Raw genomic sequence first — 14,299 nt, 5'->3', positions numbered from 1 at the left:
CGGAGTACCACTGGGTCTCGAACCACGGCGAGAACAGCACCAACGGCCTTCCCAGCTCCACCTGATCCAGCGTCGGATCGACGTCCAACAGGGCCATGACCTGCTCAGGAGGTACCGCCAGGGTTTCGTTGGGCAGGTGAAGCTCCACCGCACCCGTCCCGGTCCGATCACCGGTGCGCGCGATGTAGGCGTCCTCAATCCGTTGCGCCCCCGGTAGCGCAATGCCAGCGCCGGTGAATTCGGTCTCGCCCTGTATCGGGTCGCGGCTCCAGTCGCGGCCGTACGCCGTACCGTCAGCCTTGCGCAGCACGGTGGAGCTGCTGAACGCGCCGCGCCTCTTCAGATCGGCGACGGCCAGATCCTGGGGGCTGTCGATGTCCTCTGCCGCGGCGAGGGTCTGCGCCCACAACATCTGCATCAGCAGGAGTTGCTCGTCATCCCAGGGAGTTGCCTCGGGCAGGTGCAGCGCCACGCGGCCCCACCTGACGCGTTCCTGACCGGACAGCTCGTTCACCCTCGCTCGGGCGTTGGTCAAGGCCCAAAGGGCACGCGCGAGATCCTGTCTGAGTACTGGGGCGCCCTTCGGCAGCTGCAGCACATGCTCCGCCACCCCGACCTCGTCCAGGTCCTCAGCAGCGTCGAACAGCTCCTTGGCCCTCCCCTGTTCGCGCAGGATGTCACCGAGCTCCGCTTCCGGATCGTCGTCGAACCACGCCAACGCCTCATCCAGGACCGCCTGATGGGCATCCTCCCTCGACTTGCCCGAGCGGATGTGGTCACGCGCGAGGAGATACCACAGGTCGAGGCGGAAGGGAGTGAAAGCGCTCAGCTCCGCGTCGTTCTCGAACAACCTGCTCAGCCGGGCGATGCCCCGCAGCCTGTGCAAGTACATCCGCTTGTCGTCCTCGACCCTGTCGCCGAAGACCTCCCGCAGCGCCCGCACCAGAAGAAGCATCTGCTCTTGTGTTTCGACCGGCACGGGACCCGGCTCGTCCGGGTCATACAGTTCTACGTCGCGTACCAGCTTCTCCAGCCCGGGCAACTCCCTTCCGTCGGGCAATATCTCCACTCCACCGGGCAACCTCCGTTCCTCGGGCAACTCCTGCAGTTCTTCACTGGACAACGGCTCCGGCTTGAAGAAGACGACCGACGTCGCCCCGCCCCCAGGGAAGGCCGAACGGTAGCGGGTTGAGATGTTCGCGTCCCGGAGGCGGCCCACGGTGCCCGTCATGCTGCGGATCCTGGTCCTGCTCACGTTGGCCATACGCCGGCCAAGCGGCACCTCCACCAGCGGATCATCGACGCGCCGCGCGGGCTTGTGTATCACGGGACGCCGCCGGGGGTCGCCCGTCACGCCGCTGTAGCACATCTCCGTGAGGAGCGTGAACCCCTTGGCGACCGCCTCGACAACATCAGGGTGTTCACCCCAATACAGGGCGGTCTGCCCATTGTCCAGCTGTACCTTCTGGCCGTCCCATTTCCGGAAGTCGTTCGCACCGGGCACGCCGTGCCCAGTGAGAGCGTAGACGCGCGCCCCCGGACCGACAGGTATTTCGATGTCCTCCTCGGTGTTGACGCCCCGGCGAGCGGCCTCGAACAGCGTTTTCACCGCCGAGCGTTCGGTGTAGTGCCAGGATGACCACTCACCGAACCGGCTATGGTCGTCGGCGTCGGCCGTCGCGCTGAGGCCGAACCAGTTGCCGCCGCGGTCGACACTCGGCCGGTTGAAGAGATCGCTGGCTCTGACCGACTTGCCGTCGAGCGTGCGCAACAGCCGGTCGTGGGGCCGTACCGGTCCCTTCACAGGATCCACAGGCACCCAGCTTCCGACTGGCTTCTCGGGATCGTGATCGATCAGCGCCAGCACATACTTACCGTCGATCCGCCCAAAACGTCCGTCGCCGCTGGGCACCCACACCCTGCGACCCAGCCGAGTGGCGACATCGCGGATCATCCCCCGAAGGGCCAGCCCCGCATACGGCACGGGCAGCACCAGCTCCGCCTTCCTGCCCTTCCTGCCCAGCACCGCGTCCAGCTCCGCCAGCCTCGGGTCCCCGTTCACCGCGGCGACTACGAGGTCCGCGGTCAGAGGTTGGCCGTTGAGGCGGGCCGTACCGTCCTCATCTATCCCGGCCGCAAGCAGGTAGCCCCCATCCCCCCACAGCGCTTGCGCGTCCGGCCCCAACTCCGGCGGCGCGTCCGGATGTTTCTTATAGACATGGACCCGGTTCGGCACAACCGGTCCTTCCAATGGCAAACCGGTCCAATTACGTCCAAACGCCACCACCGTGCCACTGCCGCCCGCCACCTGCCGGAACATCGCGTTTTCGTCCGACCGCAACGAGGCGATATCGGGCCCAGCCACCGCCTGCGCCGCGCCACTGGACTGCACGTCCTCCATAGCATCCGAATCCGACTCGCCGTCGGAGATGCTCTCCGGGTCCGACTCGTACTCACCGTCGGACGACGCGTCGGCGTCGGACGAGTCGGCGGCCTCGTCCACGGGGGCGGGGGCAGAAGCGCTCCAAAGTACCGGGCGGCCCGGGAGCGGAGCACTTGTGGGAGAGGACGGGTCTTCGGGTACTCGCAGGTCGAACTCATCGGCCGTCGGAGGCGGCGCCGTAAACACGCTCGAGTTGACCAAGGCGAGCCTCGGGAGCCCCTGGGACGGGGCCGGGGCCACGTTCACGGGGTAGAAGGACGCGTAGACGGGGTGGCCGAGCCGCTGGGCCGCCGCGTGCGCGAAGCCCGGAAGGCGCCGGTCGAGCTCCGGGATGGCCAGGACGATCGGGATCTCCAGGCTCCCGTCCTGAAGATGGGGATCATTGGCCAGCAGCTCGATGAACGCCGCGCGCGACACGCTCTTGGTGATCTTGTCGAAGGTCACGAGAACATGGCCGGATCGGTTCGGGTCCATCGACGCCCGCACGACATAAGGCTTCGGCTTGGGGCTCCCGTTCGCGTCCTTCCCCGCCCAAGGCGCGTCCACAAGTCCGCCGGGCGTCTGGAGCTTCGACAGGTCGATCGGTGCCTTCGGACCGGCCGTGAAGTCGCGCCCCGACGCCTGCTTCGAGCCGACGGACGGCAGGATCGTGCCGTCTCCCAGGGCGTTGAGAGTCTCCAGATGCAGTGCCTCCAGGACGCCCGGGTCCGACACCTCGCGGCCGAGGGCGTGGGCCTTGGTGACCAACTCCCGGATGTCCGCCCGTTGCGATCCGGTCACCTGGGCGGGGTCGATGTTCAGGACCTCAGCGGCCGTTTCGACCTCCGTGTCGGGCGTCGGCAGTGTCTCGTGCATCGCGACCCGCGCCCAGAACATTCGGATGCGTTCCGCCTCGCCCACCTCATCAGGGCCGGACAGATCAAGGACCTGGACGGCCTCGCTCTGCAGGTCGACGCCGCGCATCCACTCCAGGGCCTGGTCCACCGCGGGCGGCAGCGTCACGAAGTCGCGCAGGCTCGTCCCGGAAGGCGCACTGGCCGCCGCGAGGACGACAGCCCGGTAGTCCGCCCGCTTGGCCTCCGTCCTACCCTGCGGCAGCCGCGCCTCGACGATCCGGTGGAACAGATCCATCGTGAACGGGCCGGCGTCAAGGGGCCCGGAGGCCCGGAGTTTGGTGTCCTTCTCCCACATCCGGTCCAGTGCGGCGGCCCCGCGCAACAATTCGGCGTACTCGGGGTCCTCATCCACGTGGACGTCGTCGTCCACCTCGTTCCCCAACGCCAGCTTCAACGCCCGTATCAGGACCAGCGTTCCGTCCGCCGACAGCCCCGCCACCTCCGCTCGGCGGTCGAGTTCGTCGGCATCGGGCTCCGGAAAGTTCACTACGACCGAGCCTCGCCGCCCCTGGCGGTCGGTGGCCACAACCCAGACCCACTCGCCATCGACCTTCCGGATCCCCACTTTCCCGATGACGCAGCGGTTCTTCTTCCGGGTCTCGTTGGCGAAGTGCTGTCCAATGGAGGGGGTTCTGAGTAGGTCCGCGACGTGCAGCGCGCCTTCCGGCCCGCTTTCCTCGAAGAACGGCACGTTCCTGCTCCTGGAGGAACCGGCGAAGCAGATCAAGAGGTCAAGCCAGTCGTTCTTGTCGAGGGCTTGGATACTCGGGCGGCGCGCGATTTGCCGGGGACCCTCCGCGCCTTGAGCGGTGTAGGTGTCGCCTCCCTTCAGTGGAAACGTTATTTCGACCGGTTGGCCGTGAATGTTCGCCTGGTGCCCCTTCGTGCCCGGCACCAGAGACGCAGCGGGCATTCGGTACTTAGCGGAGTAAGTACCGGTGGCAGGGTTGTAATGGACGAAATTCGATATTTGGCCTTGATGACGAACGGCCTCCTCCAGCGTCTCGCCGTCGTCGTCTACCTCTGGCAAATCGTCGGGCGCGACCCAAACACGACCGGTCTGCCACTCCGATTCGTCGCCGACGATGACGTGGCTCAGCACCTTGCTGTACCAGTCGGGAACGTCCGCGGTCGGGCCGGGAGCAAGGCCGGGCGGTGTTATGAACCAGGCGCCCTTCGGTTTACGTTCGGCGTAGGCCACCCCGATGCTGAGGGTGCCGGGCGCGAGTTCTGTGGCGGCGGCATGCCCGCTGTGCGACCACACCATCCGGCCGGTCCGCTGTGCCAGCAACCTCGGCAGATCAACATCCCCGGCGCCGGCATGCTGCATGACCAGCACGATGGGGTGGTTGGCGGGAAGGCCCTCCTGCTCCAGGTCACGCGCGACCAGTTCGACGAACTCGCGGTAGCGCATGTGCCGTATCGAGCCATCCCGCCACGGCACGTCGACCGTGCCGGGACGTCCGAAGGAGGCCACCGCGAAGTAGGGCCTCGGCCCACGGCGCCATGGAGCGTCCCGCGGGCGCTCATCCTTCACCTTCCCGTACGTCCCATCCAGACGCCGCTTGAAAATGTGGTAAGTGTCGGCCTCCAGCTCACTGACCTCGCTTGTGTCCTCGATTGTGTCCTCGGCCCAGTTGAGGCCGGGGACGCGCTGGCCGCCCAACGTGAAGTAGCGGTTCCGGTGCTCGCCGATCATGTCCTGACGGAAGGCTTCATACGCGCCGAGCGACGCGATGTCGGTTGCCCAGCCGTCCCGGTGCGCGTCGACCACGAGCTTGTAGAGGTCGAATCGGGCAGTCGCGTCCACAGACTCGTCCTCGGACGCGTCCTCCACGGACTCATCGTCGGACGCCTCCTCCGCAGACTCATCGTCGGACCAGTCACCCACGAACTCGTCCTCGGACGGTTCCTCGGGCAGCTGCAGGAGGCGGCGAGCCAGGGCGTCCATGTCCAACGGGCCGGCACTCAGTTCAGGTTCGGCCATGCGGAGCTTGTCCAGCGCCAGAGGCGAGACGAGGTCAATCGTCACCTGACCCTGGTGAGCGCCTGTGCTTCCGTCGCCGCGTCCGACGATGTCGAAGTGGGCCGAAGTCAAGCGGCTGTCCGGCGACTCATCGGCCTGGCGAGCGTCCAGGGCACGGCTGAGATCGCGGATGAACTCGTCGGACACGGCCTTCGCGCGGTCTTCGCCCAACTCTTCGCCCTGCGGCTGTGCGCCCGGACGGTCGGCGTACCCGGAGATCACGACAACGTCCAGGGGCTCGCCCCGATGCCAGCTGCGCAGACCCTGCTCGGCCACCTGGTCGGCCAGCTCTTGGGTCTTGCGCCGGTCGTCGGGATCCAGGTCGCTGGAGCCCGGGGCGAACTGAAGCCGTGGCGCCTCCTTCACCACAGGACCGGCGGGCTGCTGCACAGTGCTCGCGGGAGTCACCGGCGCGGTGTGGATCGGCAGCGACGAGGTGGTCCCGGGCCCGGGCATCGTCGGCGCGGAGGCCGACCAGACGAAGAAGGGCGGCCTCACGGACTGCTCAGGCACACCGGCAGGGTCCTCGACGAGCGTCCTCCCATCATCGGACAGCGGCCTGGCCGCTTCCGGGAGATCCGAGTCGCTGCTGCTGGTGGTGGCGGAGCCGGAGTCCGACTCGCCGTCGAAAATGCTCTCCCGGCCCGACTCGTACTCACCGACGGACGACGCGTCGGAGTCGTCGCTGCCGGACATGCCGAGGTCGTTGGACAGCTCCAGCACCACCTGACCCCGGTGGTCGTCCGTGCCTTCACGGCTCCGCTGAACGACGTGGAAATCGCCCACAGCCAGGCGGCGGCTGCCCGGCGGCACGGGACCTTGGAGCCTATCCAGCTCAATTTCGAGATAGTCGAGGAACGCGCCATACACGACCTGCGCGCGCTCTTCGCCCAACGCCCGGACCTGCGACTGCACGCCCGGGCCGTCGCCGTACCCAGAAATCACCACACCGGACACGGCACCGTCCCGACGCCTGTCCTTCAGCCTCTCCCGGACCACCCTGGTGGCCACTTCCTCGATATCGAGTGCGTCGTCCGCTGTCAGGCCGATGGACCCCGCGTCGAACTGAATCCGCCTCAGCTCCACCGGTGCAGGACCAGGCTGCTGTCCCGCGCCCACGGGAGCAACCGGCTCAGTGTGGATCGGCCGCGACGACGCGGCCCCGAGCCCGATCCCAGGCACCGCCTGCCCCGATGCCGTCCGGGCGACGGAAGCCTCCGGGGACGCCGTGGACGCGGGGTCCGGCGCCTTGTTCTGGCCGCTCGGCGCCCTACCCTGGCCGCCCGCGACGACGAATGCCTCGTCATCGGAGAACGCGCTCTCGTCGTCCGAGGAAAGCGCCTCGCCGCCGGAGAACACGCTCTCATCGCCCGAGGAGAGCGCCTCGTCATCGGAGAACACGCTCTCGTCGTCCGAGGCTTTGTCCTGCGAGGACGCGAAGTCAGCCTCAGCCACGTCCCGACTGGCCGAAACCTGGGCCGGGGCACCGGGCGCCGGGGCGGGGGCGGGCTCGGTCGGTACCGAAGCCTCCGGGCGGGGCCGGGGGGAATCGGATGCGCCCGGGGCCGGGGGGGCGTAGGCGGCGGGTGCGGGACCGGCCTTCGCCGCGGCGCGGGGGGCGACCTTCCACTTGCCCTGCGCCCCGGGGCCCGTGTGCGTGATGACGACGGGGCCCGTGCCACCGGCCCCAGGCAAGGTGAATGCTTCGTCGGTGTACCAGGCATCCCTGCCCAGCGCGTCCCGGACCTTGTCCGGCAGATCGGGGTTCAGCCGGCCCAGCTCCGAGATCGCCAGAACCACCGGCGTCTCCAAGCTGCCGCGACCGTACAGTTCGCGGTCGTGGACCAGCAGCTCGACGAACTCCTCCTCTGTCACCTCACGCCGCAGCCCCGCCCGGTTCGTCAGCGCCAGCCGGCCGTTCCCGAGCGCCTCGGCCGCAAAAGCGGACGCCCGCTTCTGGGCCTTGGCCTGCCACTTCGCATCTTGTGGGTCCGCCGACTCCGAGGGCTTGACCCGGGCCATGTCCAGCCCGCCCGGCAACTCCAGACCCGACCAGTTACGTCCGCTGAACTCCTCCCCTATGCGGGTGTCGTCGTCCATGAAGCCGTCGGAGCGTAGCTGGAAGGCGGCCAGTGCGTCCCAGTCGCGCGGCTCCCGGCCGACGAGTACCGCCCGGGCCACCGCCACCTTCAGGTCCTCGCCCGTTCCCGCGTCCTTCCGGTGCAGCACCCGGGCAGCGAACTCCGCCAGCCGGCCACCAGGGTGTTTGTGCGTCGGCTCGGCCTCGCGTGCCAGCGCCTCCTCGGCCTCGACCATCGCCCAGAACAACTTCGAGCGCTCCAGCGGCCCCACATGACCGCCAGCAGGCAGATCGAGTACCCGCCGGGCAAGGCCCTCCCGGTCCTGATGCTGCCCCACATAAGAGACAGCCCGCGCCACCGAAGGAAGCTTGTCTCCAGTGAACTCCGAGATCTTGAGCTTGGGCTTGGCCGCCCGGGCTGTGACCGCGGCCGCCAGCATGGCACGCAGCTTGCCCCGGTAGTCGGCGTCATTGACGGCGTCACCACTGATCACACCGGTCCGCACGGCAGCGACCCGATGGAACATGGCCAAGGTGAACAAGGGGGCCACCTCGGACAGTTCGGTGTCCTTCTCCCGCATCAACTCCAGCGCACCGACGCCCCGCAACAACTCCCCATATTCAGGGCTCTTGTGCACATCCGGGCCGAACACCTGCCGCAGCGCACGCATCAACCGCCGCCCACGCAGTTCCAGATCGCCGGAAAGGCCTGCGTCCCTCGCAACCTGCTCCAGCGCCTCCCCCACCGGCTCAGGCGGGGCAAGCACCCACTTCCCCCTCCGGCCCCGCGGATCGGTGTACAACCACAGCTCGTAGTCCTGGTTCCCCGTGTGCTTCGGCCCCGCCGTTGCGGTCGGCCTCGTTCCGCCTCGCACGTCCATGTTGAGGTCGGTGCCCACGCCCTCGACGAGGGAGATGGTCGCCAGCGGATCAGCCACAAAGGGAGGGGGAGCACCCAACTGGCCGTCAGCCGCGTCAACAGGCCGGTCGCTCACTGCGGCGCCCCAGCATGGCCCGAGGGACGTGAGGCCGTCTTTCCCTTTCTCCTCCTGGACTTTCCGCATACTCGGCCGCCGAGTGAGAAACCTCGTAAACGCGTCACGCCTCATAAACGCCTCGGTGCCGTCTTCCAAGACCACGGTTACGGAGTTCGGCCCTCCGTGGCTGTACCAGGTGTAGTCCGAGCGACCACCCGGCACCGGCTCCGACTCACTGAGCTTGTTCCTGACGAAATCGTAATGGCGCGAGCGGGACATATCACCCAGATGCCGCAAAGCGTCTTCTTGGTCGGCCAGTTCGGGGCGCGGGAGCGAAACGCGGCCGTTCGGCCGGTGGTTGTCGTCGATGAGGGTGTAGGTCACCACACGCCGATGCCACTCCGGCGCGTTCGGGTCGGGGGCCCTCCAGTCCTCCGGCTCGTTGCGGATCCAGACCCCGGTCGTCACCCCCTTCCGCCACACCGTCTCGATCACACGTACACCCGGGGCGAGTTCCGTGGCGGTGGGCTCCTCACCCGAGAAGGCCCACAGCGTCCTGCCGGTCTTCTTCGACACCCACCTCGGCAGCACCAGCTCACGCCCACCAGAGGAGGGGAACGCCAGAGCGATCGGCACATCCTCCGAAAGCCCCGCCAGCCGCGGATCCTCCGCCAGCCCGTCCGCAAGCTCCTCAAACCCCAGCCGCACCTGCGAGCCGTCCAGCCACGGCATCATCACGTGATCGTGCCCGCCCCGGGACGCCGCCACCACGAACGGCTCCCGACCACCCCGCCACGGAGCCAGCTCAGGTGGTCCGTCGGGGTTCTTGGCACTCCCCGTCCTGACCAGCATGGTTTCCAGACGGAAGTCAGGATCACCCGTCCAGTTCAAACCGGGCGTCCCCCCGCTGCCGGTCAGCTCCGGGTACTTCCGCACCCGGGACAACAGCTCCGCACGGTGCTGCGCATTCACGCGGACGCCATCCAGACGCAGCACCTGACGGGCCACAGCATCAATATCCAACGGCCCCTCACGCAGCGCCGGATGGTACTTCCGCAGCACATCCAGCTTCTCGACCACCGAGGAATCCGGAACAGAAAACTCCACCAGCGCATGTCGCCGCACCACATCAGAGGGCATTCCGGCATCCAGCCCGCGCCGGACCACCGACCGCCCCCCGGTCCGCGCCCGCACCAGCACATCATCCACATCCAGCCGCCGCGCCCCCTCCGGCAGCCCTTCCTGCGCCCACGCCAGCCTGCGGTCCAGCGCACTCCGGAAGTGCCTCACCAGCGCTTCGGCCCGCTCCAGACCCGCATCCGTGGCCGACTTCTTCCCGTTGAGGAACGTCCCGTTCCCGAAACCCGTGACCTCCACTACTACCGGCAGCCCCGTCCCGCGATTCGCCACCGCCACCTCGGCCACCCGGCCGGCCGCCTCCTCCATCTCCCCACGCCCCACCCCGGACGGCTGCTGCCGCGCGTTATGGTCGAACTCCACCCGCCACAGCCCCGACTGCCCCGGAACGGCTTCCGACTGCCCCGACCGCGAGACCAGCGTCGGCCCTGATACGGGGTCAGGGGCGCCGTAGCCGGGCTTGGTCGCCTTGTCGGCCACCACGTGCGCTTGGGAGGACGACTGCACGAACTCCGGCAGCCTGTCCGTCGCGACCCTCCCCGTGGGATCGATCACCAACGCCTGCGCCTCGAAGGACGAAATGCCCGGCAGATCCTCCGACAGCCGACTGCCCTCGCCCTTTGACACATCCACCCACACCACACCGTCCGAACCACCCTCCGCACCACCGAGGTGGTAGGCAGCCCACGCGTGCCCCACCGCACCGCCCGAACGCCGCGCCAGCACAAACGCCGCCGTACCCGGCTTGCCAGCAGCAACCGCCTCCCTCACCACATCCCACGACCGCACCCCACGCCAACCCGGCCCCGGCACCAGATCAGACGCCGCCGACTTCCGGCCGATCGCCGAATCGTCCAGCGCGACCGCCGCCTGCACACCGCCCGGATACAACTCGTTCCGCAGTGCCTCCAGCAGCGTCAGACACCGCTCAACCGACACGCCCTCCTCCGGCCCGTGCTGTGCCACACGGTCCACCAACCCCTGCAACTCCTCACGAGTCAGAACCGGACGGGCCCCGCCCGTGACCGGCCCCCGCCCCGGCTCCGACTCCCGCTCCAGCCCCGGCGTCCCCTCACCCGACAACGGACCGGACACACCCAGGGGCGCTGCACCGACGCTGCTGATGTCCGAACCGGCGTCCGACTCGCCGTCGGAGATGTTCTCCGGGCCAGGCCCGTACTCACCGACGGACGAGGCCTCGGAGTCGTCGCTGTCGGACATGCTGAGTTCCAACCGACCCCGGTGACCGGATGGGGACGCGGGCGCGATCGGGACGGACGACTCCGCAGCGGCCGTCACTGCGCCGCCGAGGCCCCGGGCCGGCAATCCCAGCGCACGCCGGAACGTGTCGGCCAGCTCCGTGCCCGACGGCACGCCCGGCTCCGCATCCGGGCCGTACGTCAGCAGGTGTTCGGCGACCTGCCGGACCGCGTCGCGGAAGTCCTCTCCCGCGTGCCGCGAGTCGGCGAGCGCCGGATGGCGCTCCAGCGGCAGCACCAGCGAAACGGCCGAGTCCCACGCCCGGCCGAGCGCCGCCGCGCCCACGCCGCGCGGCGCCGCGTCCGCGAACTCCGCGTACGCCGACTGCCACATACGCCGGGACGCGCTGGCCGCGACCGCATCGAGTGAACCCCTCCAGGGCCCGGGCCGCACCATGAGCGCCTTCACCTGCTCCAACGGGCCCAGTTCGCTGCCACGTACCGGCAACGGGCCGCCGACCGGCTTTGCGGTGGTCTGCTGTGGCGTGTCCAGAGTGATGCCCGCGGCCTCGAGGTCGGCCCTGCTGACGCTGTCGTCCGGGCCGAGCAGCGGCAGGTCCTGCGACAGGTTCTCCGGCAGATCCTCTGCGAGGATCTGCCGGGCGATCCACTGCCGTTGGGCGTCATCGCGCGTGACGGCAGGCACCTGCGGCGCCTCGTCCGGGGCGCCGGGGCCCGTCGAGTACGGCGTGACGCCGAGCGCGCGCAGCCGCGCCGCGGTGTCGAGCAGCTTCCCGCGCGCCCGCTCGGCCCGGGTCCGCGCGTCAGTCAGCGTGAGGGCGTCGCTAGCACTGATCGTGGTGCCCTCGTCGGTCCCCGCGTCGATCCGCTGGCTGAGCGTATCGAGGGCGTCGACGGCGGTGACGAAGGTGCCGAGTGCGTCCGCGTAGTCCTCCTGGGCATGGCGGAGGTCCTGTTGGCCCGGGGTGTGCGGTCCGGCAGCGCCGGATTCCAGGTTCTGGTACGGCGGCGTCCCATCGGACGAGGCGACCGGTGACGGCGCCTTGCCGTTGACCGGGCCGGCGGGGCCCGTGACGGGAGTCGGCGTGAGGTCGGCGGACGAGTCGTGCGTTTGAGTGGGTACGGGTGTCGCAGGTCCGGGCTCGCTCGGCTGCGGCGTGTCGGAAGTGACCGGGCCGTCTGTGTCCGTGCCGTCTGCGATGCGGCTGTCGCTGCCTGGCGCCGAGGCCGGGGCTGCCCCGCTGCCGGTGCTCGTCTCTCCGTCGGGCGCCGTCTCACCGTTCTGGCCCGGCCGCTGTGCCGTGGGCTGGTTGCTGCCGGACTGGTTGCTGCCCGGCTGGTTCGCCCCCGGCTGGTACGGAGCAGCGCCCGGAGGCAGCGCGGACGGGGTGGGCTGGGCGCTGGTCGGGTCCTGGCCCTCGCGCGTGGAGTGCGGCTGCGCCCCGGGGGTGTCCTCACCCAGCGACGGATCGGGAGTGCCGTCGCCCTTCGCTGAGCCGTCGGCGATGCCCGGGTCCGGTCGCGAGACGGTGGAGACGGGGGCAGGCGAAGTGGGCCCGGTGGCCGCACCGTTGGGGAGCACGGAGGAGCCCGGTGGAGGCGCGGTCTGCGTCGGGCCCTGACGATCGTCCGGGCTCAGCCCCGCAAAGTCCTTACTGGCGTTGAGGTCCGTCGCATCGTTGGAAGAGAACTCCGAGACGGTGGGTTCGTCCATCCCGGACTCGTTCAACGGCGGGTCCAGCATGCTGTCCGGGCCGAAGCCCTTGTCCGCCAGAGCGTTCACGTTGGGGGTGTACGGCGCCGAGGTGCCGTTACCCGACAGCGCCGTCGGCGAGTTGAGACCGGACGCGTCAGTCGGGTCGGCGCTCAAAGGATCGTCGGTGCCGGTGCCGAACGAGCTGACGGAGGAGTTGTCCGAACCGTCGTCGAACAGGTCACTTTCCGGGGACGAGTCGTCCTCCGAGGAGGAGTCGTACGGGGGCCGGGAGGAATCCGCACCATCGAGACCCGTGGAACCGGATGCGGGTCCCGTGCCGGTGCCGGTGCTGGGTCCCGTGCCGGTGCTGGAACCGGGGCCGGATCCCGTGCCGGTGCTGATGTCGTTCTGACCACCCGTCCCGGAGGAGGGGTCGGGCGTGAACTCATCGGAGGTGGACGGTGGCCCCTCGGGGGGCGTGGCCAGGGTGTCCGTGGACGTGAGGGGAGATGTGCCCGGGGACGTGGTGGGGAACGGCTGAGGAGGTGCCGGGGTGGAAGAGGCGGAAGGGAGCGTAGTCGGCGGCGTGTTGGTGAGCGATGCGTCCGGAACGCTCTCCGGGAGGGTCGAAGTGCCGCCCCCGGCGGAAAGAGTGTCCGAGCCAGAACCCGCCCCGGTCCCCGTTCCGTTCAGCGCATTCTGGAAAGAGGTGTAGCTGTTCTTGATCCAATCAGTCAAGGCGTTCCCATGGGGGAACGCCTTGGTGTGCAGCCAGCTTGCGGCATCCTTCAGCGCGCTCCCGGCGCCCATGTGGACGAGTGCACTGGTTCCGGCGCCGGCGAAGGTCAGCACGCTGAATTCCCCGTCGCCATAAATTGCTTCGAAGGTGGCCATCTCGCCCAGACCCTCACCGGTGCCGTGGGTCAGGAAGGTCTGGGGAATGTCGTAGGCCGCGTTCGCCACCGGGTCTGGCCTCTTGAGGTGGTCCTTGGCTCCCGGGTTGTCCGCGAGGTTCTTGAGAACGTCGTCGAACGTGTCCTTGCCGACGTTCCCGAACGGGTCCTTGTCGATCTTGTTGAAGAGATCGGTGTCCAGGTTGTTCTTGTAGAAGTCGTTCAGGCCACCCTTGAAGTACTTTGCGAGGTTCCCCAGAAACTCGATGAAGGTACCCGTCAAGAAGCCGGCCAGGGCGGAAGGTCCGAGGGACTCCGGGTTGAAGTCGGGTTTGCGTTCGGGCGGGTTGATCGTCATCTGAGCGAGCTGAACCCCGAGGTTCTGGAGCAGCTCCTCCATCATTTCCACGAACCCGCCGACGATCGGAACATCCGTCAGCAGCCGCTGCATCGCCATTATGATCGCCAGCGCGGTACGAGCCCTGACCAACGCCGCCTGTGTCAGCGACAGACCACCGGTGAAGTAGGCCATAGCAGAGAGCGCCGCCAGCTCCACGAGCATGAGGGCGATCTCCGAGACGATTTCCCAATGGGCGTTCTGGATCTTCTGGGAAAGTCCGACCTGTCTGAGCGCCAGATCGCGCAGCTCCTGGAAGACCTGATCGAAGCTGCCGGACGAGGACATCAGAGGCTTCATGCTCTGTACGAACACTTCCGCGACGGCCGGCGGAAGGGCGTAGCTCGCCCCACGCACGAGTTCCTCGGCCTCACCGAGGAACTCTTCGAGTTTTTCGAGGACGTTGGAGTAGAGATTCTGGCTCTGCCAGGCGAGGAAGGCTTTGGCCTGCAACGGCATTTCGCCGGTCAGGATGAAGATCCAGACCCGCTCTTCCTCGGTGAACTCTTCCGCACCGAGCCCGCCCTCGCTCAC

The 14,299-nt window shown here is 68.5% G+C and carries 1 protein-coding gene (running past one end of the window); it reads right to left on the bottom strand.

Translation table 11 applies throughout. The annotated features are described in order from the left end of the window. Positions 1-14,299 carry the start of a lonely Cys domain-containing protein gene (locus tag ACTWP9_RS03380; RefSeq protein WP_443244433.1) on the bottom strand. Its footprint begins 60,869 nt before the window's first position, so only the first 14,299 of its 75,168 coding nucleotides appear in the window; it begins with the start codon at positions 14,297-14,299; the stop codon falls past the left edge of the window.

This window comes from Streptomyces sp. 3N207 (assembly GCF_052246355.1).
Lineage (GTDB): Bacteria > Actinomycetota > Actinomycetes > Streptomycetales > Streptomycetaceae > Streptomyces.
The sequence above is the reverse complement of the archived record's forward strand: the minus strand, read 5'-3'. Positions and strand labels throughout refer to the sequence as shown.